General features: G+C 67.6%; 21 protein-coding genes and 1 pseudogene. 6 read left to right on the top strand and 16 right to left on the bottom strand.

The genetic code is table 11. From position 1 onward, the window contains the following. From AC1DFU_RS27365 to mdtD, 3 genes and pseudogenes are all read left to right on the top strand, one after another. Positions 1 to 163, top strand: a pseudogene (locus tag AC1DFU_RS27365) (bifunctional UDP-4-keto-pentose/UDP-xylose synthase); the annotation flags it as partial. Between the two features lie 85 nt (positions 164 to 248). Beyond that, positions 249 to 2,342: a TonB-dependent receptor family protein gene (locus AC1DFU_RS27360; RefSeq protein WP_441593766.1), complete on the top strand. Its 2,094-nt coding sequence runs from the start codon at positions 249 to 251 to the stop codon at positions 2,340 to 2,342. A gap of 252 nt (positions 2,343 to 2,594) precedes the next feature. Next, positions 2,595 to 4,028 carry a multidrug transporter subunit MdtD gene (mdtD, locus tag AC1DFU_RS27355; protein WP_477159826.1) on the top strand — a complete coding sequence of 478 codons (1,434 nt, stop codon included), beginning with the start codon at positions 2,595 to 2,597 and terminating at the stop codon, positions 4,026 to 4,028. Between the two features lie 25 nt (positions 4,029 to 4,053). On the opposite strand, the gene AC1DFU_RS27350 is transcribed toward mdtD, so the two are convergent. The 12 genes from AC1DFU_RS27350 to AC1DFU_RS27295 form a co-directional block, all read right to left on the bottom strand. Continuing rightward, positions 4,054 to 5,022, bottom strand: a complete 969-nt coding sequence (locus AC1DFU_RS27350; protein ID WP_441593764.1) for a threo-3-hydroxy-L-aspartate ammonia-lyase — start codon at positions 5,020 to 5,022, stop codon at positions 4,054 to 4,056. A 41-nt stretch (positions 5,023 to 5,063) separates the two neighbouring features. After that, a complete protein-coding gene (locus AC1DFU_RS27345) occupies positions 5,064 to 6,044 on the bottom strand; it encodes an ornithine cyclodeaminase family protein (RefSeq protein WP_092301805.1) in 981 nt (326 codons plus the stop codon). Beyond that, entirely contained in the window at positions 6,034 to 6,660 is a 627-nt protein-coding gene (locus tag AC1DFU_RS27340; protein ID WP_441593761.1) for a helix-turn-helix transcriptional regulator, read from the bottom strand. The genes AC1DFU_RS27345 and AC1DFU_RS27340 overlap by 11 nt, the downstream gene beginning before the upstream one ends. 102 nt (positions 6,661 to 6,762) lie before the next feature. Further along, positions 6,763 to 7,191: a hypothetical protein gene (locus AC1DFU_RS27335; protein WP_092301808.1), complete on the bottom strand. Its 429-nt coding sequence runs from the start codon at positions 7,189 to 7,191 to the stop codon at positions 6,763 to 6,765. A 47-nt stretch (positions 7,192 to 7,238) separates the two neighbouring features. Then, positions 7,239 to 8,294 (bottom strand): hypothetical protein, encoded by a 1,056-nt coding sequence (locus tag AC1DFU_RS27330; protein ID WP_092301811.1) that lies wholly within the window; start codon positions 8,292 to 8,294, stop codon positions 7,239 to 7,241. A gap of 102 nt (positions 8,295 to 8,396) precedes the next feature. Then, a complete protein-coding gene (locus AC1DFU_RS27325) occupies positions 8,397 to 8,837 on the bottom strand; it encodes a response regulator transcription factor (protein WP_255371007.1) in 441 nt (146 codons plus the stop codon). A 189-nt stretch (positions 8,838 to 9,026) separates the two neighbouring features. Next, on the bottom strand, positions 9,027 to 11,765 hold the full coding sequence (locus AC1DFU_RS27320; RefSeq protein ID WP_441593759.1) for a molybdopterin-dependent oxidoreductase: 2,739 nt from the start codon (positions 11,763 to 11,765) through the stop codon (positions 9,027 to 9,029). 61 nt (positions 11,766 to 11,826) lie between these two features. Then, the gene (locus tag AC1DFU_RS27315; RefSeq protein ID WP_441593757.1) at positions 11,827 to 13,068 is read right to left on the bottom strand and encodes an NAD(P)/FAD-dependent oxidoreductase; all 1,242 of its coding nucleotides are present in this window, start codon (positions 13,066 to 13,068) and stop codon (positions 11,827 to 11,829) included. A gap of 57 nt (positions 13,069 to 13,125) precedes the next feature. Beyond that, positions 13,126 to 13,509 (bottom strand): nitrite reductase small subunit NirD, encoded by a 384-nt coding sequence (gene nirD / locus AC1DFU_RS27310; protein ID WP_092301825.1) that lies wholly within the window; start codon positions 13,507 to 13,509, stop codon positions 13,126 to 13,128. Positions 13,510 to 13,524: 15 nt separating this feature from the next. Then, the gene (nirB, locus tag AC1DFU_RS27305; RefSeq protein ID WP_441593755.1) at positions 13,525 to 16,086 is read right to left on the bottom strand and encodes a nitrite reductase large subunit NirB; all 2,562 of its coding nucleotides are present in this window, start codon (positions 16,084 to 16,086) and stop codon (positions 13,525 to 13,527) included. 36 nt (positions 16,087 to 16,122) lie between these two features. Beyond that, positions 16,123 to 17,442 carry an MFS transporter gene (locus AC1DFU_RS27300; protein WP_441593753.1) on the bottom strand — a complete coding sequence of 440 codons (1,320 nt, stop codon included), beginning with the start codon at positions 17,440 to 17,442 and terminating at the stop codon, positions 16,123 to 16,125. A 342-nt stretch (positions 17,443 to 17,784) separates the two neighbouring features. After that, complete coding sequence (locus AC1DFU_RS27295; protein ID WP_092301835.1) at positions 17,785 to 18,264, bottom strand: winged helix-turn-helix transcriptional regulator; 480 nt, start codon at positions 18,262 to 18,264, stop codon at positions 17,785 to 17,787. A 100-nt stretch (positions 18,265 to 18,364) separates the two neighbouring features. Between AC1DFU_RS27295 and AC1DFU_RS27290 the strand changes: the two genes are divergently transcribed. Then, a complete protein-coding gene (locus tag AC1DFU_RS27290) occupies positions 18,365 to 18,949 on the top strand; it encodes a GNAT family N-acetyltransferase (protein ID WP_092301883.1) in 585 nt (194 codons plus the stop codon). A 25-nt stretch (positions 18,950 to 18,974) separates the two neighbouring features. Here AC1DFU_RS27290 and AC1DFU_RS27285 read toward each other — a convergent pair whose 3' ends face one another. Then, positions 18,975 to 19,847 (bottom strand): EamA family transporter, encoded by an 873-nt coding sequence (locus AC1DFU_RS27285; RefSeq protein WP_255371008.1) that lies wholly within the window; start codon positions 19,845 to 19,847, stop codon positions 18,975 to 18,977. A 199-nt stretch (positions 19,848 to 20,046) separates the two neighbouring features. On the opposite strand from AC1DFU_RS27285, the gene AC1DFU_RS27280 reads away from it, so the two are divergent. Then, a complete protein-coding gene (locus AC1DFU_RS27280; RefSeq protein ID WP_441593750.1) occupies positions 20,047 to 20,766 on the top strand; it encodes an SDR family NAD(P)-dependent oxidoreductase in 720 nt (239 codons plus the stop codon). A 2-nt stretch (positions 20,767 to 20,768) separates the two neighbouring features. Beyond that, a complete protein-coding gene (locus tag AC1DFU_RS27275; RefSeq protein WP_092301841.1) occupies positions 20,769 to 22,262 on the top strand; it encodes a patatin-like phospholipase family protein in 1,494 nt (497 codons plus the stop codon). A gap of 35 nt (positions 22,263 to 22,297) precedes the next feature. On the opposite strand, the gene AC1DFU_RS27270 is transcribed toward AC1DFU_RS27275, so the two are convergent. The 3 genes from AC1DFU_RS27270 to AC1DFU_RS27260 all read right to left on the bottom strand — a co-directional run bounded on the left by AC1DFU_RS27270 (position 22,298) and on the right by AC1DFU_RS27260 (position 25,419). After that, positions 22,298 to 23,605, bottom strand: a complete 1,308-nt coding sequence (locus AC1DFU_RS27270; protein WP_092301844.1) for a type II toxin-antitoxin system HipA family toxin — start codon at positions 23,603 to 23,605, stop codon at positions 22,298 to 22,300. Then, a complete protein-coding gene (locus tag AC1DFU_RS27265; protein WP_441593748.1) occupies positions 23,598 to 23,894 on the bottom strand; it encodes a helix-turn-helix domain-containing protein in 297 nt (98 codons plus the stop codon). The genes AC1DFU_RS27270 and AC1DFU_RS27265 overlap by 8 nt, the downstream gene beginning before the upstream one ends. Before the next feature lie 67 nt (positions 23,895 to 23,961). After that, entirely contained in the window at positions 23,962 to 25,419 is a 1,458-nt protein-coding gene (locus AC1DFU_RS27260; RefSeq protein WP_092301850.1) for an MFS transporter, read from the bottom strand. Positions 25,420 to 25,430 lie beyond the last annotated feature (11 nt).

Raw genomic sequence — 25,430 nt, 5'->3', positions numbered from 1 at the left:
GGGCTACCAGGACGTACAGCACCGTGTGCCGAAGATCGACAACACGATGGAAGAACTGGGCTGGCAGCCGAAGCTGAACATGGAACAGGCGCTGCGCCGCATCTTCGAAGCCTACCGCGACAAGGTGGTGGAGGCGCGTACGCTGGTGACCGGCGGCAACTGATTCCGGCGGGGCGCCCCGGTTTGGGTAGACTATGCCTCGCGCGACGTTTCGCGCGCGAGGTGTCTACTCTCTGGAACGCGCCCCCATGCACGCCACCGGCAGGACCCTTTACCGTTTTTCCCTCTTTCCGCTAGCCTCGCTGCTGGCGATGCCGGCGGCCCTGGCCCAGACGGCCGAAGAAAAGACGCTGCCCGACGTGGTGGTCAGCGCCAGCCGCAGCGAACAGCGCCAGTTCGATGCCCCGGCCGCCGTCACCAGCATCGCCGTGGATCCCTTCACGGCGGCATCCCCGCTGGTCAATCTCTCCGAACTGACACTGACCGTCCCCGGCATTGCCGTGCGGGACCGCCAGAACTACGCCCAGGACCTCCAGATCGCCGTGCGCGGCTTTGGCAGCCGCTCGACCTTCGGGGTGCGCGGGGTGCGCCTGTTCATCGATGGCATTCCTGCCACCATGCCGGACGGTCAGGGGCAGGCTTCCACCTTCGACCTGGCCAACGCGAGCCGGGTGGAGGTGCTGCGTGGCCCGTTCGCCCAGATGTACGGCAATGCCTCGGGCGGCGTGGTGCAGGTGTTCACGCCCGCTCCGCCCAAGGATGGCTTCACCGGGCGGGCCTCAACCGGCTTCGGCTCGGACGGGCAATGGCAGGCCGGCGTGGCGCTGGCCGGCGGCAATGACCGCCTCGGCGGCTCGCTGGACGCCTGGACCTACCAGACCGATGGCTACCGGGACCACAGCGCCGCGCGCCGCTACCAGCTCAACGCCAAGATCGTGGCCCAACCGACCACGGCGACCAAGATCACCGGCCAGTTCAACTACTTCACCCAGCCGCTGGCCGAGGACCCGCTGGGGCTCACGCGCGCCCAGGCGGACGCCAACCCCCGGCAGGCCGTGCCGGCGGCGACCCAGTTCAATACGGGCAAGAATGTCGAGCAGACGCAGGCCGGCGTGGTGGTCGAACACCAGCTGAGCGAGCGTGACAGCCTGAACTTCCGTCTCTACGGCGGCGGGCGGCAGCTGACCCAGCGGCTCGGCTTCAGCGGTGCGGCGCCCTCGTCGGCGGGCGGGATTGTCGATCTGGACCGCACCTACGGCGGCACGGCGCTGGCGTGGACGCACAAGACCACGGCCAACGGCCTGCCGCTGCAATGGACGGCCGGGATCGAGGCCAACGCCATGCGCGACGGCCGCCATGGCTACGTCAACGATAACGGCCAGCAGGGCGCGCTGCGCCGGGACGAGACCGACGAGGCGGCCGACTACGGCGCGTTCGCCCAGTTCAACTGGACCGTGCATCCCGCCTGGGAACTGGTGGGCGGGCTGCGGGCGAGCATGGTGCGGCTGCGCATTGACGACCACTACGTCACGGCGGCCAGCCCCGACGACAGCGGCACCTCCACCTATCACAACGTCAGCCCGGTGGCCGGCGTGGTCTGGCACGCCCACGACACGCTCAATGTCTACGCCAACCTGGGCCGGGGCTTCGAGACCCCGACGCTGACCGAGGTGGCCTACGGCCCCGGCGGCGTGGGCGCCAACCTGGGCTTGCAGGCGTCCACCAGCCGGCAGGGCGAGATCGGCGTGAAATGGCAGGCGGCCGGCCAGAAGGTGGAGGCTGCGCTGTTCGATGCCGACAGCCACGACGAGGTGGTGCCGGTATCGAACAACGCCGGCCGCACGGTCTACCAGAACGTGAACGGCGTGCGCCGGCGCGGGCTGGAACTGGGCTGGCGCGGCACCTTCGGCCAGGCGCAGCAGTGGGGGGCGGGGCTCGGGTATACCTATTTGTCGGCCTACTTCGGGGAGGCATATCTCAACGCGCAGGGCCTGCAGGTGGCGGCCGGCAACCGGCTGCCCGGCACGGCGCGGCACAGCCTCGGCGCGGAGTTGACCTACCGGCCGCTGGCGCCGCTGATGCTGGGGGTGGAGGCGCGGGCGGACAGCCAGGTCTATGCGGACGATCTCAACACCCAGGCGGCGCCCGGCTACATGGTCTTCAACCTCAAGGCCGGCTACGAATTCAAGCTGGGCCGGACCCGGCTGTACCTGTTCGGGCGGATCGACAACCTGGCGGACCGGCACTACATCGGCTCGGTCATCGTCAACGAGGCCAACGGCCGGTACTTCGAGCCGGCGGCCGGGCGGCGCTTCTTCCTGGGGCTGCGCGCGTCGATGTAAAGCTGGTTTTTCTCCCCTCTCCCGCCTGCGGGAGAGGGGCCGGGGGAGAGGGATTGAGCATGCGGCGCGATGTCACTCCGCAGAACCGCCCTCCCTCTCCCCCGCCCCTCTCCCAGTGGGAGAGGGGAGAAAAACCATGCGATCGGCTTGCCTCGGAGCACCAAGCGCAGGGGCATGTCAGCCGCCGTCTGACTTGCCAGCGGCGCGTCTCCGGCCTAAGGTGGCGTCTTTGACTGGCATCCGTGGAGCCCCATGCCCCCCTCCATGCCCCAGGACCGCGACCTCCGCATCATGCTGTGGGTCGTGGCCGTTGGCTTTTTCATGCAGACGCTCGATTCGACCATCGTCAACACGGCGCTGCCGTCGATGGCGCACAGCCTGGGCGAAAGCCCGCTGCGCATGCAGTCGGTCGTTATCGCCTATTCCCTCACCATGGCGGTGGTCATTCCGGCCTCGGGCTGGCTGGCGGACCGCTTCGGCACGCGCACGATCTTCCAGACCGCCATCGGCCTGTTCGTGCTCGGCTCCCTGCTATGCGCCTGGGCGCCCACGCTGCCGGCACTGACCGCCGCGCGGGTGGTGCAGGGCGTGGGCGGCGCCATGCTGCTGCCGGTGGGGCGGCTCTCCGTGCTGCGCACCTTCCCGCGCGAGCAATACCTCCAGGCGCTCAGCTTCGTGGCCATTCCGGGCATGATCGGCCCGCTGATCGGCCCCACGCTGGGCGGCTGGCTGACGCAGACGCTGTCGTGGCACTGGATCTTCCTGATCAACGTGCCGGTGGGGATCATCGGCGCCATCGCCACGATCCGCTATATGCCGAACTCACGGCTGCCCGGCATGGGCGGCTTCGACGTAACCGGCTACCTGCTGCTGGCCGTGGCCATGGTGGCGCTGTCCTTTTCGCTGGACGGGCTGGCGGGCATGGGCTTCCAGCACGCCACGGTGCTGATGCTGCTGATTGGCAGCATGGCGGCGCTCACGGCCTACGTGCTGCACGCCAACAAGCGCCAGAACCCGTTGTTCTCGCTGAAGCTGTTCAAAATCCACGCGTTCAGCGTGGGGCTGCTCGGTAACCTGTTCGCGCGTATCGGCAACGGGGCGATGCCGTTCCTGATTCCGCTGATGCTCCAGGTGAGCATGGGCTACGCGCCGTTCGATGCCGGCCTGATGATGCTGCCGGTCACGGCCGCCGGCATGGCCTCCAAGCGGCTGGCGACGATGCTGATCGAGCGCCACGGCTACCGGCGCGTGCTGGTGGTCAACACCTTCGTGGTAGGGCTGACGATGGCGTCTTTCGCACTGATTTCGCTAACGCGCCCGCTGGCGCTGACGCTGGTGCAGCTTGCCATCTTCGGCATGGTCAACTCGATCCAGTTCACGGCCATGAACACCGTGGCACTGAAAGACCTGTCGGGAGCCAGTGCCAGCAGCGGCAATTCGATGCTGTCGATGGTGCAGATGCTGTCGATGAGCCTGGCGGTGACCTCGGCCGGCGCGCTGCTGGCCACGTTCCAGGCCGGCTTTGGCGCGAACGGTGCGCACCAGATGGAAGTGCTGCCAGCCTTCCACGCCACCTTCATCTGCGTGGGGCTGATTACCTCGGCATCCGCATGGATCTTCATGCAGCTCAGCCCGGAGCCGGCGCGCGATACGAAGGAAGAGGTGAAGCAGGCCGGGGAGATGTAGCCCCCCGGCCGGGGTGGGGCGAAGCTTACGCCGTGAGCAACTCGCAGAACCGTGCGATGTCGACGTTGCCGCCGCTGATGAGCACGCCCACGCGCTGGCCCTTGAGCTGGTCCTTCATGGCCAGCACGGCGGCCAGCCCGAGGCAGCCGGTGGGCTCCACCACCATCTTCATGCGCTCGGCGAAGAAGCGCATGGCGTCCACCAGTTGCGCGTCCGAGGCGGTGACGATGTCCGTGACGTCGCGGCGGATGATGCCGAAGGTGTACTCGCCCAGATGCTGGGTCTGCGCGCCATCGGCAATCGTCTTCGGGGTGTCGATGTTGACGATCTCGCCCTTGCGGAACGACTGCTGGCCGTCGTTGCCGGCCTCCGGCTCCACGCCGTAGAGCTTGCAGGCCGGCGCCAGCGCGCGCGTGGCCAGCGCCGTGCCGGAGAGCAGCCCGCCGCCGCCGAGCGGCGTGAACAGGGCGTCCAGCGGGCCGACTTCCTCGAACAGTTCCTTGGCGGCCGTGCCCTGGCCGGCCAGCACGTCCGGATGGTCGTACGGCGGAATCAGCGTCATGCCGTGCTCGGCGGCCAGCTTGCGGCCAATCGCCTCGCGGTCTTCGGTATAGCGGTCGTAGGTCACCACGTTGGCGCCGTAGCCCTTGGTGGCGGCTACCTTGGCGGCCGGGGCGTCGTGCGGCATGACGATGGTCGCCGGCATGCCGAGCAGTTTGGCCGAGAGGGCGATGCCCTGGGCATGGTTGCCGGACGAGAACGCCACCACGCCACCCTTGCGCTGCTCGGGCGAGAACTTCGACAAGGCGTTGAACGCGCCGCGGAACTTGAACGCGCCCATGCGCTGGAAGTTCTCGCACTTGATGAACACTTCCGCGCCGACGATGTCGTTGAGCGTGCGCGAGGTGTTCACGGGCGTGCGGTTGGCGTGGCCGTCCAGGCGCTGGGCGGCGGCTTGCACATCGGCGTAGGTGGGCAGTTGCAGGGTCGTCATGGCAGGGAAGGGTGCGAGGGGTGCGATGGAGGTGAAGGAGATTACCAGGGCCAGGCCAGGCGCTTGCCGGTGCCATCGGCCACGGCGCGCTCGTGCAGGAAGCGGGCGACGGTCAGGTCCTGGAGCGCCAGGCCGGTCATGTCGAAGACGGTGATGTCGGTGGAGGCACGGTCGAACATGGCGTTGCCGGTCAGCAGGTCGCCGATCTCGGTGCAGTCGACCTGGGCGGCCCACTGGCACTCGCCGATGCCGCGGGCCTGCTCGCGGTCGTCGGCAAAGACGCGCGCGCGGGCCAGCACGCCGTCCGGCAGTTCGCGCTTGCCGCGCGTATCGGCGCCCACGCAGTTCAGGTGGGTGCCGGGCTGCACGGCGTCGGCCTCGAACAGGGCGCCGCCGCCGGGTGTGGCGGTGATGACGACGTCACTCTTCGACACCGCCGCGCTGGCGTCCGTCGCCAGTTCAATCTGGCAGCGGTCGGAGAACGCCGCCTCGAACGCCGGATCGCGCTGGCGGCTGAAGGGGACGTAGGAAACATGGCACAGCGACGGCAGCAGGCGCAGCGCATAGGTCAGCTGCACGCGCGCCTGCACGCCAGTGCCGAACACGCAGACGCGCTCGCTGTTGGGTCGCGCCAGCAGTTGCAGGCCGATGCCGCCGGCCGCGCCGGTGCGCGCGGTGGTGATGGCGTTGCCGTCCAGCACGCAGAGCGGGCGGCCCGTGGCGGGGTCGATCAGCAGCACCGTGGCCTGATGCGGCTCGCCGCCCTGGGCGCGGTTGTCCGGCCAGAACCCGGCCGCCTTGAAGCCGAGCAGGTTCTGCTTCGGCACATCGCCGGCCTTGATGCCGAACACGCCGCCGGTGGCCAGTTTCTCGCGGATCAGCGGGAACACGCGGCCTTCGCGGTGGCTGTGCAGCACGAAGGCTTCGCGCACGGCAGCCAGCACATCGTCCGGTTGCAGGGCCGCTTCGACGTCGAATTTGTCGAGCAGCAGGAGTTGGGCCAGATGGGTGTCAGCGGGCATAGCTATAGACCGAGGCGCGCGACACGCCGAGATGTGCCGCGACGGTTTCCATGGCGCGCCGGACCTCCAACAGGCCCGACGCCTTGAGTTCATGCATCAGCGCGCGCCGGTCTTCGGTCTTCAGCGCACGGGGCGTGGTGGCCAGCCGGGCGGCAAAAGTGTCGATACGGGCACGCAGGGCATCGGTGCCGGCGGGGTCGAGTGACTCTTGCGGCCCCTCGACGGCAGTCTGGACGAATTGCCCCATCGCAATCTGCAGGCTGCGGAACAGCGTCAGGTCGACATTCATGCACAGCGCGGCGATATAACGCCCGTTGCTGTCCTTGACGCCCACCGAGGTGCTCTTGGCCTGCCGCCCATCCGCGAACTGGTTCGGATAATTGGCGATGATCTGAGGGTAGTCCGGATCGGTGATGCGGGCTTGGCCCAACTCGGTGGTGGGGTCGCCCACGGCGCGGCCGGACAGGTTGTTGTGGATGGCGAGGATCGACTGCTCGGGCTCGAGCAGGTCGTGGACCACGACCTCGCAGAACGGCGCGAGCGTCTGCCCGAGGCCATCGGCAATCTGCTTGATCTGGTCGAGCAACTGGCGCTGCTCCGGCGTGCGGGTCTTCATGCTGGACATTTTGTCCAACAGTAGATGAAATGTCAAGATACAGGAACTGCCCGCTCACGCCGCGTGCGCATCGCGGCGTGAGCCTTTCAAGACCCCGGCAGGCTAGCGCGTGCCGGCGCTGCAGCAGTAGGCCAGCAGGAAGGTGTGGGTGCCCGGGAGATTGCCCACGATGCGGCGCATGTCCCCGTTCAGCTTGGCCATGGCTGCCGTTACGCGGTCGGGGCCGGGCAGGTTGCCGTTATTGAAGTCATGCACGGCGATGGCGACGGGTTTCTGGTCCTTGGTCTTGGGCGACGCAAGGCCCCGGTCCTCCTCCGCGAACTTCTCTTCGCGCTGTGCCACGGCGCCGATCTTCCCCTCGCAGTAGCCGTGGGTGCCGGACATGACGTGAATCGTGTGGCCGCTGCCGGTCAGGCCGCTGGCGATGGTATTGAGTGCCGCCGCCACGTCGTCGACGTCGGACGGATCGTGAAATCCCCAGATCTGCACGGCGGTGGGGGTCTTGGCGGTGATGTTGACGAGCGTTGCCATGGTGTTTCTCCTTGGAAAACTTCAGGTTTCTGCGATGGAGGGGGAAGTCAGACTTCCCGCGCGTGGGTCTGCCCCGGCCAGACGCCAGTCATCTCGATGGCGCGACGCCCCGTCAGCCATTGCCCAAGCGGGCTGGGCCAGTTGAAGGCGTAGTGGTCGCTGTTCATGACCCCCTGGAATTTCACGTCCACGCGGATATTCGTCGCGCTAAGCGGGATGTTGCTCACGGTCTTGGAAATGCCGCCGCTCAGCGAGAACTCGTCGTGTTGCCGCCCCGCCGGCGAGTCGTAGCCGATCTGGATGTGGGTCACGTAGGTGCACCCGGGCTTGTTGTCGAAGACCACCTCGAAGGCGCCGAGCCGGTTGATCCAGTTCGGGATCAGCAGCGGCCCGTCGAACGAGGCGAAGGTGTAGGCGATCGGAATCGGGGAGGGCGCGAGCTGATCCGACTGGTAAGGCCAGAGATGCTGATCCACGCTCTTGTTCTGGCGGGTGGAGACGAACGAGCCCTTGCCATTGGCGCCGCCCAGCATCTCCTGCACGGCACCGGCGGAGCCGGTCAGCGAGAAGGAAGAGCTGTTGTCCTGGGAACCCACGTTCAGCCCGCTGTGCGCGTAGACGGCGCTGGTGACCACGCCGAATCCCTGCGCAATCTGCCCGTTCGACCCCATGCTGACCGACTGCGCCTGGTCGTACAGCCACTTGTAGGTGTCCGACTTGCCAAGCGTGGTCAGGTCGCTGATGAACGTTTCCGACGCGATGCCGAACTCGGACGCGATCGACCCCACCGACGAGAAATCCCACTTCACCTCGACGCCAGCCGTCACCTTGACGCCGGTATCCGGGTCGGTGGCGGAGCCGTCCAGGTTGACGTTGGATTCGCTGCGCTGCACGTTGCTGGACGACAGCTTCCACTGGTTGGGAATGCCGCGCGTGCTCAGCGTGAGCCCCGGAGTCTCTTCCTTGACCAGCGTGAAATCGCCGGTGTCCGGCGACACAAAGCCCACGGCGCCCGGTTTGATATTGGGCGTCAGGGTCCAGTTACCCCAGTATGCGGGGCGCCCGTTGCGTATCAAGTCCGTGAAAGATCGATTCCAATTCATGGTGTTACCCCTTATTAAGTTGTTGGCATTTTGCGGATGTCGCGATTTCGCTTGGTGACGTATCGCATAACCAGTGTTGATGCCGCGGAGGGGTATTCGCCATTACTCAGAATGCGTATTCGGCGGGTTGGAATCAACGGGAATTCTGATTTGTCTGGAAATCGTCATGAGATCCGCCAGGGTTTGCAGCCCGGTTTTGGCGCGGATGTTTTCCAGATGTTTGCTGACGGTGCGGGGACTGATGCTGAGATGCCTGCCGATTTCCTTGGCCGTCAGGCCCAGGCTCAGTTTCTGCAAGACGTCCTTTTCACGCTGGCTTAATGTGTCCGGCTGAAGAATCGGGATGGGCGCGTGGGTCGCCGTATTGGCGTGCGCGGTGGCAAAGGCAACCAGCTGCGACGTGGAATGAATGTCGAGTTTTGCGGAGATATTGGTGCGGTGCTTGCGGGCCGTGAATTCGGTAACGCCCAGATACCTGGCGATATCACTGGTGCTCATCCCCTTGGCGATCAAGGCGAGCACCTGGGATTCCCGGGTGGTCAACCTTGATGACGACAAGCATGCCCATTATTATTTTTGCGGGCGAATGACGGAGCGTCACCTCGCTACGGTGCAATCAGGTCATCGTAGGTGAAATGAATGAACTGTTTGTGGGAATTATTTAATATCAGAGATAAGGGTGCCTAATATCTCCTCTCGCCCGATAGCGGAAGAGAGGAGAAAGGCACGCTTTTAAGCCGCTTCGGCCACCCGGATTTCGACCAGCAGCTTTTTCAGTTCCGGCACGCAGGAGCCGCAATTGCCGCCGGCCTTCACGCAGGCGGTGATTTCAGCCGGGGTCTTGAGGTCGTGCTTGCGCACGGCGTCGCAGATCGTGTTGCGGCCCACGCCGAAGCAGGAGCACACCGTGGGGCCGGCGTCGGCGCCTTTCTCCATCGGCTGGCCCAGCAGCAGGCCGATGCGGTCGGTGTCTTCCAGCCGCTCTTGTCCGAACAACTGCGACAGCCACGCGCGCGAGGGCAGGTCCGGGCGCGTGGAGACGTACACGCAGGCCTCGATCCGGTCGTTGACCACATAGCCCGCGTGATAGACGCCAGCGGTGCGGTCCTCGTACTCGAGCCAGTCGGCCTCGGGGTCCTGCACGCCCAGCAGCGCGCGGGCCCAGGCGGCGCGGTCGGGGATGGTCTCCCGGCCGGCGAATTCGTAGCGCTGGAACTGCTTGCCCTGGATGCGCGTCCAGTACGTCAGCGCATCGGCGGGCAGGGCGGCGCGGCTCAGCACGAAGCCGTGCCACGAGACGCGGAATTCCTCCACGCGCACCGGCGTGTGCTTGAACTCGGGCTCGCCCGAGACCGGATCGACCGCCGGATTGACCAGCGCGCCCACGCGGGCATCGGAACTGAACTGGCTGTTCCAGTGGATCGGCACGAACACGCTGCCACGCGGAATGCCGCCGCCATGGCGCACGCGGGCCACCATCGCGCCCCAGCGGCTGGTGATGCGTGCCAGCTTGCCTTCGCCCACGCCGCACAGCAGGGCGTCTTGCGGATGCATGTCGACGAAGGGCTCGGGCAGGTGGTCGGAGAGCCGCGCGGCCTTGCCGGTGCGGGTCATGGTGTGCCATTGGTCGCGCACCCGGCCGGTGTTCAGGATCAGCGGGAAGTCGTCGTCGGTGGCGTGGGCCGGCGCGCGCGGCGCGGTCGGCACGAAGCGGGCGCGGCCATCGGGATGGGCGTAGCGGCGGTCGGTGAACAGGCGCTGCGTGCCTTCGGTCAGGTCCGCACGTACGGGCCATTGCACCGGCGAGAGCGCGTCATAGTCGGCCTGGGCCAGCCCGGCCAGCCCGCTGATGTCGAACGCACGCGGTGCGTCGCGCTCGGTGGCGGTGTCGTTGCGCCACGCGCTCAGGCGGGCGTGTTCGTCGAAGATTTCATGCGGACCGGCGTAGTCGAAGCCGGCGAAGCCCATGCGGCGGGCCACGTCGCAGAGGATGTCCCAGTCGGCGCGGGCCTCGCCCGGCGCGGGCAGGAAGGCGCGCTGGCGCGAGATGCGGCGCTCGGTGTTGGTCACCGTGCCGTTCTTCTCGCCCCAGCCCAGCGCCGGCAGCAGGATGTGGGCGGCGTCGTTGGTGTCGGTGTGCGTGACGATGTCCGACGCCACCACCAGTTCGCACTTGGCCAGCGCGCGCCGCGCCTGATCGGCATCGGGCAGGCTCACCACGGGGTTGGTGGCAATGACCCAGACCGCCTTGACCCTGCCTTGCTCGATGGCGTCGAACAGGTCCACGGCCTTGAGGCCGGGCTGGTCGGCCATCGCCGGGGACTGCCAGAAGTCCTGCACGATGTCCCGGTGGACCGGGTTGGCCAGCTCCATATGGGCGGCCAGCATGTTCGCCAGCCCGCCGACTTCGCGCCCGCCCATCGCGTTGGGCTGGCCGGTCAGCGAGAACGGGCCCATGCCGGGGCGGCCAATGCGGCCGGTCAGCAGGTGGCAGTTGATGATGCTGTTGACCTTGTCCGTGCCGGACGAGGACTGGTTCACGCCCATCGAGAACGCGGTAATGACCTGCTCCGTGCTGGAGAACAGGTCGAAGAAGGCTTGCACGTCCGCCGGATCGAGCTTGCAGGCGCGCGCCACGGCGGCGACGCTGATGTCGTCCGCTTCGGCGGCGGCCAGCGTGGCTTCCAGCCCGGCGGTGTGCGCGGCCACGAAGGCCGTGTCGGTCTTGCCGGCGCGGGCCAGATGGCTCAGCAGGCCGTTGAACAGCCGCACATCGGTGCCCGCGCGCAGCGGCAGGTGCAGGTCGGCCAGTTCACAGGTGGCGGTGCGGCGCGGATCGATCGCCACGATCTTCATCTCGGGCCGGGCTTCCTTGGCGCGCGTGAGCCGCTGGAACAGGATCGGGTGGCACCACGCGGTGTTCGAGCCCACCAGCACGACGAGATCGGCGGTCTCCAGGTCCTCGTAGCTGCACGGCACCAGGTCTTCGCCGAAGGCGCGCTTGTGGCCGGCCACGGCGGATGACATGCAGAGCCGCGAGTTGGTGTCGATATTGGCCGTGCCGATGAACCCCTTCATCAGCTTGTTGGCGATGTAGTAGTCCTCGGTCAGGATCTGGCCGGAGACGTAGAGCGCCACGGCGTCCGGGCCGTGCGCGGCGACGATGTCCGAGAAGCCCTTGGCGACCTTGTCGAGCGCCTCGTCCCAGGAGACGCGGCGCAGCGCGCCATCGGCCTCGCGCAGTTGGGGATGCAGCAGGCGGCCGTCCAGGTCGAGGGTTTCGCCGAGCGCCGAGCCCTTGACGCAGAGCCGGCCGAAGTTGGAGGCATGGTCCGCGTCGCCGCTGACTTCGACCTGGCCGTCCGCGCGCACGGTGGCGCGCACGCCGCAGCCCACGCCGCAATAGGGGCAGGTGGTGGCGGTTGTGGTGGTGGCGGTGGAGGAAACCACCGCAATATCGGACAGGTTCACAGCGATGTCTCTCTTTCGGTGGATGCCAGCCGGCAACGCCGGTGGCAACCCAGCCGGTAAATCAGGCGGCCAGGGCCTCGCACTGGGTCTTGCCGAACAGCAGGCGCTGGCGCAGGGCGCCAACCGGCTTGCCGCTCTGGATCAGGTCGAAGTACCACGGGCCGTCCTGCACGTCGCCGTATAGCACCGCGCCCACGAGCCGGCCGTCCTGCAGCACCAGCCGCTTGTAGACGCCGCGCCGGGGATCGCGCAGGACCAGATCCTCGCTGCCATCGGCGCCAATGAAATCGCCGGCCGAGTACAGGTCCACGCCGGTGACCTTGAGCTTGGTCGCCGTGGCCTGCTGCACGTAGCGGCGATGCCCGGCGCCGGCCAGGTGGGCCGCGCAGACGCGCGCCTGGTCCCAGATCGGCGCCACCAGCCCGAAGGTGGCCTGGCGATGCTGCACGCACTCGCCCACGGCGTAGATGCGCGGGTCGAAGGTCTGGAGCGTGTCGTCCACGACGATGGCGCGCTCGCAGCGCAGGCCGGCGCCGGCCGCCAGTTCGATATTGGGGCGCACGCCGGCGGTCATCACCACCAGGTCCGCCGGGATCTGGCTGCCGTCCTTGAACAGCACGCCGGTCACGCGGGTATCGCCCAGAATGCCGGCGGTCTGCGCGCCGAGCAGGAAGCGCAGGCCCTTGCGCTCCAGCGCCAGCTTCAGCAGCGCGGCGGCGGGTTTGTCGAGCTGGCGCTCCATCAGGCTGTCGGCGAGGTGGACCACGGTCACGTCCATGCCCTGGCGCAGCAGGCCGTTGGCGGCCTCGAGCCCGAGCAGGCCGCCGCCGATCACCACCGCGTGACGATGGTTGCGCGCGGCGTGGAGCATGGTTTCCACGTCCTGGATGTCGCGGAAGGCGATCACCCCGTCGAGCGTATGGCCCGGCACCGGCAGGATGAACGGCTTGGAGCCCGTGGCCAGCAGCAGGCGGTCGTAACGCACCTCCCGGCCGGAGGCCGAGCGCACCGTGCGGCGGGGGCGGTCGATGGCCTCCACGGGGTCGCCCGCCAGCAGCTCGATGCCATGCGCGGCGTACCACTCGCGCGTGTTGAGCATGATGTCGTCGACGGTCTTCTCGCCGGCGAGCACCGGCGAGAGCAGGATGCGGTTGTAGTTGCCGTGCGGCTCGGCGCCGAACACCGTGATGTCATACAGGTCCGGCGCCAGCTTCAGCAGTTCCTCGACCGTGCGCATGCCGGCCATGCCGTTGCCGACGACAACCAGTCGGGGTTTGGCGTGGGGGGTGGCGGTGGGCGTCATGGGCGTCTCAGGTGGCTTGGGCGTGGGCGAGGGGCAATGCAGGAGGCGGGAGGCGGCTCAGGCCGCCATTTCTTCCTCGGTCTGGCGCGCGACTTCGCTGGCGGCTACCCAGACCTTGCCGTCGTACACCCGGGCCGCGTAGGCCGCCACCGAGTGCTCGGGGGCTTCCAGGCATTCGCCGGTACGCAGGTCGAAATGATGCTTGTAGATCGGCGAGGCCACCACGACGCGCTCGCCCAGGCTGCCCACCAGCCCGCGCGAGAGCACCGACGCCTGCGAGTTCGGATCGAAATTGTCGATGGCGAAGACCTCCTCGCCCCGGCCGATACGGAACACGGCCACCTGCTGGCCATCGACCAGTGCGCAGACACCAGTATTGGGCACGATGTCGCGCAAGGTGCAAATCGCGGTCCAGGTTTCCGGATGATGGGAATGATGCATCACGTTCTCCTTTTATCAGGCTGCTTTTGCGGGCACGGCAACCACGGGGATGTGGCTCAGGCGTGAACGCTGCAAGTTCCGTTCCTCGGGCGTGGCCGGGCGGACCTGGCCGCGCTCTTCCAGGAAGACGAGGTTGTCGTCGCGCAGGTCGCTGTTGACGAAGTGGCGGAAGCGCTTGCGGGTCTCGGGGTCCGTGACGGCCTTCTTCCACTCGTCCTCGTAGGTGTCCACCACGTGCTGCATCTCGGCCTCGAGTTCGGCGCCCACGCCCAGCTTGTCGTCGATCACGACCGACTTCAGGTAGTCCAGGCCGCCTTCGAGGTTGTCGCGCCAGGTGCTGGTGCGTTGCAGGCGGTCTGCCGTGCGGATGTAGAACATCAGGAAGCGGTCGATGTAGCGGATCAGCGTGTCGTGGTCCAGGTCGCCGGCCAGCAGTTCGGCGTGGCGCGGCTTCATGCCGCCGTTGCCGCAGACGTAGAGGTTCCAGCCGCGTTCCGTGGCGATAATGCCCACGTCCTTGCCCTGCGCCTCGGCACATTCGCGGGTGCAGCCGGACACGCCGAACTTGATCTTGTGCGGGGCGCGCAGGCCCTTGTAGCGGTTCTCGATCTCGATGGCGAGGCCGACCGAGTCATCCACGCCATAGCGGCACCACGTGGAGCCCACGCAGGACTTCACCGTGCGCAGCGACTTGCCGTACGCATGGCCCGACTCGAAACCGGCCGCGATCAGTTCCTCCCAGATCATCGGCAGTTCTTCCAGCCGCGCGCCGAACATGTCCACGCGCGCGCCGCCGGTGATCTTGGTGTAGAGGCCGTACTTCTTGGCCACCTGGCCGACCGCGATCAGGCCGTCGGGCGTCACTTCGCCGCCCGGCATGCGCGGCACCACGGAGTAGGTGCCGTCCTTCTGGATGTTGGCCAGGAAGTAGTCGTTGGAGTCCTGCAGGCTGGCGTGCTCTTCCTTGAGCACGAAGTCGTTCCAGCACGAGGCCAGGATGTTGGCGACGGTGGGCTTGCAGATGTCGCAGCCCAGGCCCTTGCCGTGCGCGGCCAGCAGGTCCTCGAAGGACTTGAAGTTGCCCACGCGCACGAGGTGGTACAGCTCCTGGCGGGAGTAGGGGAAGTGCTCGCAGACATGGTTGTTGACGGCCATGCCCTGCTTCTTCATTTCGGCCTTCATGATCTGCGTGACCAGCGGCACGCAGCCGCCGCACGCCGTGCCGGCCTTGGTGCAGGTCTTCAGCGCGCCGATGCTGGTGGCGCCATCGCCCACGGCGGCGCAGATCTGGCCCTTGCTGACGTTGTTGCACGAGCAGATCTGGGCGGTGTCCGGCAGCGCGTCGGCGCCCAGCGCCGGCTTGGCCTGGCCGTCCGAGGACGGCAGGATCAGGAATTCGGGCGACTCGGGCAGCTCGATGCGGTTCAGCATCATCTGCAGCAGGGTGCCGTATTCCTCCGCATCGCCGATCAGCACGCCGCCGAGCAGGTACTTGCCGCAGTCGGACACCACCAGCTTCTTGTAGATCTGCTTGCGCTCGTCGATGAACTGGTACGAGCGGCTGCCCGGCACGTTGCCGTGCGGGTCGCCGATGCTGGCCACGTCCACGCCCATCAGCTTGAGCTTGGTGCTCATGTCGGCGCCGGCGAACTCGGCGGCCTCGCCGCGCAGGTGGCGGGCGGCCACGCGGGCCATGTCGTAGCCGGGGGCCACCAGGCCGTAGATCTTGCCTTGCCACAGCGCGCACTCGCCAATCGCGTAGACGTGCGGGTCGGAGGTCAGGCAGTTGTTGTCGACGGCGATGCCGCCGCGCTCGCCCACGGCCAGGCCGCTCTCGCGCGCCAGTTCGTCACGCGGGCGGATGCCGGCCGAGAACACGATCATGTCGGTGTCCAGGTGCGTGCCGTCGGCAAAGTTCATGCGATGGGTGCCTTCCACGCCATCGACGATTTCCTTGGTGTTCTTGCCGGTGTGCGCCTTGACGCCCAGCTCCTCGATCTTCTGGCGCAGCATGCGGCCGCCGCTTTCGTCCACCTGCACGGCCATCAGGCGCGGGGCGAACTCCACCACGTGGGTCTCCAGGCCCATGTCGCGCAGCGCCTTGGCGCATTCCAGCCCGAGCAGGCCGCCGCCGATGACCACGCCGGTCTTGGCCCGGTTGCCGCATTCGCGCATCGCTTCCAGGTCTTCGATGGTGCGATAGACGAAGGTGTCCTTGCGGTCCTTGCCCGGCAGCGGCGGTACGAAGGGGTAGGAGCCGGTGGCGAGCACCAGCTTGTCGTAGGCCAGCGTTTCGCCGGTGGAGGTGGTGACGGTCTTCGCGGCGGTGTCGATGGCCGCCGCCTTGGCGTTCAGGCGCAGCAGCATGTTGTTGTGCTGCTCGAAGAAGCCGGCCGGCACCAGCGAGAGGTCTTCGGCGGATTTGCCGGCGAAGAATTCGGAGAGGTGGACGCGGTCGTACGCGGGGCGCGGCTCCTCGCACAGCACCGTCACTTCGAGGTCCTGCGCGCCGGCATCCGCCAGGCATTCCAGGAACTTGTGGCCGACCATGCCGTGCCCGACGATGATGATTTTCATGATGCTTTCCTTGTCCGGGGTTCTTCGTATGCGAATTCAGTTGGCCAGCGCGCTGTCGTACAGGGCCTGCTCCTGGGCCTTGTGCTCGGCGCTGAAGCGCACGGCGATGGCGCACACGGCGGCGATCGTGGCGGCCACGCCGAGGTAGGTCAGGGTCTGCTGCAGGTCGCCCAGGCCCTTCATCAGAAAGCCGGCTGCCACCGCGCCCACGTTGCCGCCGGCGCCGATGATGCCGGCCACGCCGCCCAGCGCCTTGCGATCGATAAACGGCACCAGCGCGTACGTGGCGCCGCAGGCCATGTGGGTGAACAGGCCGAAGATCAGCATGGCCACCACGGCCAGCGTGACGCTGGACGCCTGCGCGAACCACAGCAGGCCCAGCCCTTCGCCGAGGATAAAGACGAACAGCACCATCGAGCGGGCGTCCAGGCCGCGGCGGCGGGCGAAGCGGTCCGACACATAGCCGCCCAGCGCCCGGGCGAACAGCGCCAGCAGGCCGAAGCTCGCCGCAGCCATGCCGGCGGCCGACAGCGACAGGCCGAAGTGGTCCACGTAGAAGGTGGCGGCCACGTTGTGGATGAAGATCTCCACGCCGAAGCAGGCGCCGTAGGTGATGAACAGCAGCCAGACGCGGTAGTTGGCGCTGGCCGCCTTGAAGCTGGCCCAGCCGCCGCCTTTTCCACCTTTAGCGCCGCTGACCGCCACGCCGCGTGCGCGCAGGTCCGAGTAGTTGCCTTCCGGGCAGTCCTGCGTGAACTTCCAGTACACGACGGCCATGATCAGCATCAGCACGCCGGGCACCACCAGCGCCAGGCGCCAGCCGAGCGTGTGGTCCACGCCAATCATCAGGATCGCGCCCAGCAGCAGCGGCATGGCCGCCTGCGCCGCGCCGCCGCCGGCATTGCCCCAGCCGGCCGAGGCCGCGTTGGCCGTGCCCACCACGTTTGGCGCGAACATCACCGAGGTGTGGTACTGCGTGATGACGAAGCTCGCGCCCACCGCGCCGATCAGCAGGCGGAAGAACAGGAAGGTCTCGTAGTTCTGCGCCAGCGCCACGCCGAGCACCGGCAGCGCGCCGATGGCCAGCAGGCCGGTGTAGGTCTTGCGCGGGCCGAAGCGGTCGCACAGCGGGCCGATGATCAGGCGCACGATGATGGTCACCGCCACGGCGGCGATATTGATATTGGCGATCTGGCCCGGCGTGAGGCCGAACTCGCCCTTGAGCACCGGCATCAGCGGTGCGCAGGCAAACCACGCGAAGAAGCAGACGAAGAACGCCATCCAGGTCAGGTGGAAGGCGCGCATCTGCGGAGTCTTGAGACTCAGCAGGTCGATCCGGGTGGCTTTACCGTTCATGCTTGGGCTCCAAAAACAAATGGCGTCCCGAGAGGCTGGCAAGAAGCCAGTTCTGGGGACGCCGTTGTCCTGACGCTCGGCTACCTGAAATAGCCGGCGTTTGATGTGGGGTGGGCAGGTCGCCGTTGACCGGCCCGTGCTCTTTATCGCAAGCGGTGTGCCAGCCGGGATTGGGACGTATCAGGCGCGTGGAAAGCCGGTTTTCGGACGAAAAGCGGCGATTGATGCACGTTTATGCATCATGGTGCGGCGCCAGCATGGGGCGTGGGCACGGGGATGGTGCAGTGCAATGATTCCGCACGGTGCGCGCGGGGAGGGCGCAACCGGGAGTGGGGAAGGCGGTCAGCCCCCGTTGCGGGTGTCTGGCGTGACGGCGTAGGGGGAGAGCAACTGCATGTCGTTCGGCGCGACCTGGGCCCCCGATTCATCGATCAGTGCGGCGCGGATCTTGAGGCCGGACAGCTTCGAGCGAACCTCCGCCGGCCCCTGGCCGCTGGGCGCGAGGTGATCGTCGCCCCATTGCATCAGGCCGACCAGCACCGGCAGCAGGTCCACGGCGGCGCGCGTCGGGTGGTACTGGAAGCGTTCGCGCTCGCCCGGTTCCTTATAGCTGACCCGGCGCAGCAGGCCGGCTTCAGTCAGGGTCTTGAGCCGCGCGGACAGCACGGCCGGCGAGCACTGCAGGCGCTGGAGGAAATCGTCGAACCGTCGCACCCCGGAAAACACATCGCGCAAGATAAGCATCGTCCACTTTTCCCCGATCAGGGAAAGGGTGGCGGCGATGGAGCAAGGCAGCAGGGCGGGATGGGTAGGCTCGGTCATGGTGAATCCAGCATAGCACCCTAACTACGTTTGCAAAAGTCAGGGTATCGCCTATACTCCTGGCTACATAAAACGTAGTCAGGAGCGCGTCATGAAGTGGATGAACGAGCAGCGCGACGCGCAAGCAACCATCAGTGAAGAAAGCTGGACCGTGCGGGGTGGTGTGCAGGTCACGCTGCGCACCGCCCGGGCGTCCGATCACGGGCGTCTGCGCACGTTTGTGGATGGTTTGTCGCGCGAAAGCCGCTATTACCGCTTCCTGACCGGCGGCCCGGTGGCGAATGAGACGCTCGCGCAGTTCGTGAGTCGCCAGAACCATGATGTGGCGCTGGTCGTCACCTTCGGCGAGGTCATCGTCGCCAATGCCGAATATGTGGTGAATGAAGAGGGGCAGGCCGAACTGGCCGTGGTGGTGGCGGACAACTGGCAGGGCCAGGGACTGGGCCGGCGCCTGATCCAGCGGCTCCAGCAGCTGGCCCGCGCCGCCAGCCTGCGCGGCATGCGGGGCGACGTACTCAGCGAAAACCGCCGCATGCTGGCCATCATGCGCGATTGCGGCTTTGCCACGCGGCGCAATCCCGAGGACAGCCTGCTCCACGAAGTGACTCTGACGCTGGCCGAACCGCGCAAGGCCCCGGCCCCTTCGGCCGAATGGCTCCCGCGCGACTGGTTCGCCGCTAACTAAGTCAGGTGGTAAGTCAGGTGGTAAGTCAGATCGGCGCCTGGCGCCGGGAGGTCGCGGTACAGCCGATCGACGCCACGATAATCGCGGCAATCGCCACCCACTGGAGCGGCGTGAGCTGCTCATGCAGGAAGGCCAGCCCGGCCAGCGCGCCCATGGCCGGCTCCATGCTGAGCAGGATGCCGAAGGTGCGGCGCGGCAGGCGTTTCAGCGCCACCATCTCCAGCGAATAGGGAATCGCGCTCGACAGCAGCCCCACGGCCAGCCCGGCCAGCAGCAGCGACGGGCTGAACATCGTCGTCCCCGCATGGGCCAGTCCGAACGGCAGCGTCACCAGCGCGGCCATGGTCAGCCCGAGCGAGGTGGCCTGGCCGCCATGCGCATTGCCCGCCATCTGCCCGAATACGATATAGAGCGCCCAGCCTACCCCGGCTGCGAGCGCATAGCCGATGCCCACCGGGTCCAGGTGGGTCGCGGTCGCCCCGACCGGCAGCAGCAACAGCAGGCCCGTCACGGCACAGCCGATCCAGAGAAAGTCGATCGCCCGGCGCGAGGACAGCACGGCCACGGTCAGCGGCCCGGTGAATTCGATGGCGATGGCCAGCCCCAGCGGCACCGTGCGCAGGGACATGTAGAACAGCAGGTTCGTGGCGCCCAGCGCGGCGCCGTATAGCGCGATGGCGCGGGCATTGGCGCGCGTGAGCGGAAAACGCCACGGCCGCCAGACGCAGAGCAGGATCAGGGCCGAGAATCCTACCCGCAGTGCCGTGGTGCCCTGGGCTCCCAGGACGCCGAACAGGCTCTTGGCGAACGACGTGCCCACGCACAGCGAGGCCATGGAGCCGATCAGGGCCAGCACGGCCAGCAGTGTCTGACTTTGTTTGAGGCGGGTAAGCGGCAATTCGGGTCCTGGAACAGTGTGGTGCCGGGCGCCGCGCGACGCCCGCCGGCATGGCCGGAGCCGCATCATGCCCGAGCCGGTTGTGGCCCGCCATGCACAGATGGGCGCAGCCGGCGCTGTACAGTTTTGCGCGCGGCAACATTTTGCGGTCCAGCCGCGCGGGTTCTATGGTGGAAGGGCAACTTTCATGGAGCCATCGATGGATGCGACCGCACCTCCCCGTCATGTCGTGATCACCGGCGCCGCCGGCGCGCTGGGCCGCGCCGTGGCCAGCCGTTTCGCCGCCGAGGGCGCCCGGCTGGCCTTGATCGACCGTGACCTGCAGCACCTGCAAACCGTGTTTGCCCATCCGGAGCCCGGGCAGCACGGCATGCTGCTCCACGCGGCCGACGTCACGTCCGACACGGCCATGGCGCCGGTGGCGGCGGCCATCCTCGATGCCTTCGGCGCGGTCGACGTGCTGGTCCACGTGGCCGGTGGCTTCGAAATGGGCGAGCCCACCCACACGCTGAGCCGGGAATCCTGGCTGCGGATGATGGATCTGAACGCGTGGTCCTTCGTCGCCGTGACCGGCCATTTCATTCCGGCGATGATGTTCCAGCGCAGCGGCAAGGTCGTGGCCGTCTCGGCGCGCGGCGCCACGGCCGGCGCGGCCACGATGGGGGCCTACAGCGCGTCCAAGAGCGCCCTGCAGCGGCTGGTGGAAAGCCTCTCGCGCGAGGTGCGCGCGGCGCGCATCAACGTCAACAGCATCGCCCCGGGCATCCTGGACACGCCGGCCAACCGCAATGCCATGCCGGCGGCGGAGCATACGCTCTGGGTGTCTACTGGCGCGGCAGCGCGTGCGGTAGCGTTCCTGGCCTCCGATGGCGCTCAGGCGATCCACGGGCAGCATCTTGTGCTGGATGGGCTGAGCTAGGGATGAAGAACACCCCCGCCACCCCCGCCACCTCCATATGGCTGGCGCTTGCGTTCTGGCTCCTGCCTGGCCTGTCCCTCCTGCTGGGCGGCTGTGCGAGCCGGCCAGTCAATCCGCCGATCGCCCAGGCAGACCAGAATGCCGGCTATCGATTCTTTACGCGGCCCCAGTTCGCGGCCAGCAAGGAAAACCTCGTCATCCTGGCCTTTTCGGGCGGGGGGACCCGCGCGGCGGCCTTTTCGTATGGCGTCCTGGAGTTCCTGCGCAACACGGAAGTCGTCGGGCCGCGCGGCAAGTCGCGCCTGCTCGATCATGTGAGCGTGGTGACCGGGGTGTCGGGCGGCAGCTTTACGGCGCTGGCCTATGGGCTCTACGGCGAAAAGCTGTTCGATGACTACGAGCAGCGTTTCCTCAAGCGCGATGTGCAAGGCACGATCACGCGCCGGACCTTCAATCCGGCCTACTGGCCATCCCTGTGGTCGAGCGGATGGGGCCGCTCGGAACTGGCGGCGGACCTCTACGATGAAATCCTGTTCAACGGGGCGACGTTCGGCGACCTCAACCGGGGGCAGGGCCCCTTTATCGTGGCCTCGGCCACCGATATCACCACGGGCGCGCGCCTGCCCTTTACGCAGGCCACGTTCGATGTGCTGTGTTCGGACCTCAACGCCGTGCGGCTGTCGCGGGCGGCGGCGGCCTCGTCCGCCGTGCCGGTGGTGCTCACGCCGATCACCCTGAACAACTACGGCGGCAATTGCCACTACACGCCGCCGGACTGGATCCAGCCGTTTATCCATGACAGCGAGCCGCCCCGGCCCGCCGCGCGCGCCAGTCGCCATATCAAGGAAGAGGCGGAGTTTGGCGACAGCATCAACCGACCCTATCTCCATGTGGTGGATGGCGGCGTGTCCGACAACCTCGGCATGCGCAGCGTGCTGGATACCCTGGAACTGATGGAAGCGCTGCATCTGGTCGGCCTCCAGACGCCGCTCGATCAGGTGCGCCACATCGTGGTCTTTGTCGTCAATTCGCTTTCCGTGCCCAAGACGGAATGGGACAAGTCCGAATCTCCGCCGGGCATGATCGAAATCCTGGTGAAAGCTGCCGGCGTGCCGATCGACCACTATTCCTATGAGGCGACCGAACTGCTGAAGGACAGTCAGGCGCGCTGGCGGGCCATGGGCGAGGTGCGCCGCTCGGCGGCGTTCGCTGCGAACAAGGATGCGGGGGTCGCCCGTGCGCTACGCACGCCAGACGCGACGATCTACGCCATCGACGTGTCGTTCGCCCGGCTGGAGGACAAGGAGGAACTGGCCTACCTCAATGAACTTCCCACATCGTTCTCCCTGCCGCCCGAGGCCGTCGACCGCCTGCGTGCGGCGGCCGGGAAAATCATCATGACCTCGCCGGACTTCCAGCGGCTGCTGAAGGATGCCGGCGCGACCATCGTCGCCGATCCGAAAAAGGCCGACGCTGCAGCGGCCACGGGGCGATAGGGGACGCCTTCAGGGGAAGCCTTCCGGGGAAGCCCTCAGCGCCGGGCCAGCCGTGCCAGCGGCAGCGTCTCCAGCCGCTCCAGCACCACGGTGCGCATGGCCGGCGGCGTGGGCAGGGTGTCGAGCAGGGCCGGCCAGCGCTCGCGGGCCAGGCTGACGGCGTCCTTCACGGCCGCCAGCGCGATGCGCTCGGCGATCTTGGCCTCGCGGGCGAAGTCGCGGTAGGTCTCCAGGGTTTGCTTGCGCTGCAGGCCGTCGATGGCCACGTTCTGGCCGAAGGCCGCGAAGCCGGACAGCGCCGCCACGCTGACGATGTCATAGGCGGGCGACAGCTCGGGCATGGTCCCGTTCCGATACAGAAAAGAGAAGTTCTTGAGATGGGCGTCGCTGTTGCCGATCAGCGTGTTCACGGCCTGCCGCATGAAGAACTGCCGCACGTCCTCGATGCCGCGCACGCTGAGCCGCTCCAGCAGGCGGACGATGGCCACGTAGGCGTCGTTGCCGGCGTACTTGCGCGAGGGCATACGCGTCAGCACCTGGCAGCCGTCTTCCGCATGCACGCGCCCGCCGGGTTCGCGGTCGAAACGGTCCACGGCCAGGAAGTGCAGGTCGGCGCCGAGCGCTTCGGCCAGGCCGGGTACGTCGATGGTCGCCAGCGGCTGCGGTTTGCACGGCGCCACGGCCACGCCGGCCGCCTGCGCCAGCTGCATCGACACATATTCGTTAAAGATCTGGCTGTCGTCGTTGCGGGCCGGCAGCTTGGCGATCAGGTCCGACAGCCGCCCGTGGGTGGGCATGGTGTAACGCTTGCCGGCGTGCGCGGTGGACAGCGCGAGCTTGTTCTGCACGCCGGACACCGATGCCGCGCCCTCGGTGGCGCCTTCCACCACGGCGATTTCCAGGTTGTCCGCGCCGCCGGTCACGCCCACGGTGCGCACGGTGTCAGGCAGGGCGTCAATGTCCGCCGGGCGGACGATCAGCGCGCCGGGCAGGTCTTCGCCGGCTGCGGCCAGCACGCCGAAGTCGTCGCGGTCGTCCGGATGGTGCCGCGTGGCTTCCAGCCGCCGGCGCAGCTCGCCCTCAGGCAGCAGGCCGGCAAAGTAAGGCGGCAGCTCGCCATGGGTGTTGTAGAGCGCGGGATGGAACGGGTTGGCGAGGATCGTGGCGGTCAGCGCCTCGTTGCCCGGAATCGTCAGCGAGAGGCTCAGCGTCGGCCGTCCGGCATCGCCCCGGAAGGCTTCGCCCGGCACGAAGCGCGTGGTGCGGCCGGCCTCGCAAAGATAGCCGCACAGCATGTTGTGCAGGTGGACGGTGAGATAGCGCGGGCGCAGGCCGTCAGGCATCGGCGTCTCCGAGCAGCAGGTCGACCGAGGTGGGCGCGGCGCGGTCCGGGCCGGTGGCCTTGCCGCTCACGGTGCGCTGGACTTCGGCCAGATGCTCGCGCGGTACGAGGACCCACTCGGCGTCGAGGGCGGTGGCGATGGCCTCAAGTGTTGATCCGCGCACATCCTGCTTGCCGCTCAGGGCCACCGACAGGTTGGGCGCCGCCATGCCGATCAGACGGCCGACAGCGCCGAGCGAGAGGCCGCGTGCCTTGCGAAACTGGCCCAACTGGGCGGCGAAGGAGGACATAGGTCAAACCGAGGGTGGTGTTATGTCATAGCATAGCAGTCGTCCAAAAATTATGCTATTTCATCATTTATCGATCCTTATTATGGATTGACATAACATCCACCTCCGAGCCCAGCGGCGGGGCGATGTGCTCCAGCGGGCGCCGCTCCGCATCCACGCCGAACCGCAGCGCCAGCAATCCCGCCACGATCACCAGCGCCGCGCCAATGGCGTACCCCACGGCCACCGCCCCCCGGCTGCCGGTCTCGATCAGCATGCCGAACAGCACCGGGGCGATAAACCCGCCCGTGCCAGTGCCCACCGCGTAGAAGATGGAGATGGCCAGCGCGCGCATTTCGAGCGGAAAGACTTCGCTCGCCGTCAGGTAGGCCGAACTGGCCGCCGCCGAGGCCAGGAAGAACACCGCCGACCAGCACAGCGCCTGCGCGCGCGCGTCCAGCCAGCCTTCCATGAACGCCCAGCCTGTGGCGGCGAGGCCGATGCCGGACAGCACATAGGTCACCGCGATCATCTTGCGGCGGCCCACGCGGTCGAACAGCGGCCCCAGGATCAGCGGGCCGAGCGCATTGCCGATGGCGAACGGGAAGATATAGAGCGCCACGCGTTCCTCCGCCACGCCGTAGAAGCGCGTGAGTACCAGCGCGTAGGTGAAGAAAATGGCGTTGTAGAAGAAGGCCTGCGCCACCATCAGCGCGAAGGTGACCACGCTGCGCGTGCGGTAGCGCCGCACCAGCAGCCCTACGATCTCGCGCACGGTCGGCACGGGCCGGCCCGCGTAGGCCACGTGCGCGGCGGGGTCCGGCGGCGGCAGCGGGCCGTGGCGCGCGGCCACCTCGGCCTCGATGCCGGCAATCACCCGCTCCGCCTCCGCGCGGTGGCCGTGCGTGGCCAGCCAGCGCGGGCTTTCGGGTACGTGGCGCCGGATCAGGACGATGGCCACCGCCAGCACCGCGCCCAGCGCGAAACAGGCGCGCCAGCCCCAGACCGGGCCGAGCACGCGCGGATCGAGCACCACCAGGCTCAGCCCCGCACCCAGCGCCGCACCGAGCCAGAAGCTGCCGTTGATGGCAAGGTTGACGCGCCCCCGCACGCGCGCCGGGATCAGTTCGTCGATGGCGGAATTGATGGCCGCGTATTCGCCGCCAATGCCGAGCCCGGTCAGGAAGCGGCACAGCGCGAAGAACGCGAAGTTCGGCGAGAACGCCGTCAGCAGCGTCGCCGTCATGTAGACGAACAGCGTGGCGAGGAACAGGCGCTTGCGGCCCAGGCGGTCGGCCATGCGGCCGAAGACGAGCGCCCCGGTGACGGCCCCTAATATATATAGGGACCCGGTCCAGCCGACCTGCGAGGCGGAGAGCCCGAGCGTGTCGGGCCGCTCCAGCACGGCGCCCACGGAGCCGACGAGGGTGACCTCCAGCCCGTCGAGCACCCAGGCAATGCCGAGGGCGAGAGCCACGCGCCAGTGCCAGGCGGACCAGGGCAGGCGGTCGAGGCGCGCGGGGATGTCAGACTGCCAGCCGGCGATAAGCGTCTCCG

The sequence above is a fragment of the Cupriavidus sp. 10L45 genome (genome assembly GCF_056395225.1).
This window is presented reverse-complemented; position numbering and strand designations above follow the sequence as displayed.

Bases quoted from the DNA above. Each gene is read 5' to 3' on its own strand.
- AC1DFU_RS27360 (WP_441593766.1), top strand. From the start codon at position 249: ATGCACGCCACCGGCAGGACCCTTTACCGTTTTTCCCTCTTTCCGCTA.
- AC1DFU_RS27330 (WP_092301811.1), bottom strand. From the start codon at position 8,294: ATGAATTGGAATCGATCTTTCACGGACTTGATACGCAACGGGCGCCCC.
- nirD (WP_092301825.1), bottom strand. From the start codon at position 13,509: ATGCATCATTCCCATCATCCGGAAACCTGGACCGCGATTTGCACCTTG.
- AC1DFU_RS27335 (WP_092301808.1), bottom strand. From the start codon at position 7,191: ATGGCAACGCTCGTCAACATCACCGCCAAGACCCCCACCGCCGTGCAG.
- AC1DFU_RS27290 (WP_092301883.1), top strand. From the start codon at position 18,365: ATGAACGAGCAGCGCGACGCGCAAGCAACCATCAGTGAAGAAAGCTGG.
- AC1DFU_RS27270 (WP_092301844.1), bottom strand. From the start codon at position 23,605: ATGCCTGACGGCCTGCGCCCGCGCTATCTCACCGTCCACCTGCACAAC.
- AC1DFU_RS27300 (WP_441593753.1), bottom strand. From the start codon at position 17,442: ATGAACGGTAAAGCCACCCGGATCGACCTGCTGAGTCTCAAGACTCCG.
- AC1DFU_RS27295 (WP_092301835.1), bottom strand. From the start codon at position 18,264: ATGACCGAGCCTACCCATCCCGCCCTGCTGCCTTGCTCCATCGCCGCC.
- AC1DFU_RS27280 (WP_441593750.1), top strand. From the start codon at position 20,047: ATGGATGCGACCGCACCTCCCCGTCATGTCGTGATCACCGGCGCCGCC.
- AC1DFU_RS27265 (WP_441593748.1), bottom strand. From the start codon at position 23,894: ATGTCCTCCTTCGCCGCCCAGTTGGGCCAGTTTCGCAAGGCACGCGGC.
- mdtD (WP_477159826.1), top strand. From the start codon at position 2,595: ATGCCCCCCTCCATGCCCCAGGACCGCGACCTCCGCATCATGCTGTGG.
- AC1DFU_RS27275 (WP_092301841.1), top strand. From the start codon at position 20,769: ATGAAGAACACCCCCGCCACCCCCGCCACCTCCATATGGCTGGCGCTT.
- AC1DFU_RS27345 (WP_092301805.1), bottom strand. From the start codon at position 6,044: ATGCCCGCTGACACCCATCTGGCCCAACTCCTGCTGCTCGACAAATTC.
- AC1DFU_RS27340 (WP_441593761.1), bottom strand. From the start codon at position 6,660: ATGAAGACCCGCACGCCGGAGCAGCGCCAGTTGCTCGACCAGATCAAG.
- nirB (WP_441593755.1), bottom strand. From the start codon at position 16,086: ATGAAAATCATCATCGTCGGGCACGGCATGGTCGGCCACAAGTTCCTG.
- AC1DFU_RS27315 (WP_441593757.1), bottom strand. From the start codon at position 13,068: ATGACGCCCACCGCCACCCCCCACGCCAAACCCCGACTGGTTGTCGTC.
- AC1DFU_RS27350 (WP_441593764.1), bottom strand. From the start codon at position 5,022: ATGACGACCCTGCAACTGCCCACCTACGCCGATGTGCAAGCCGCCGCC.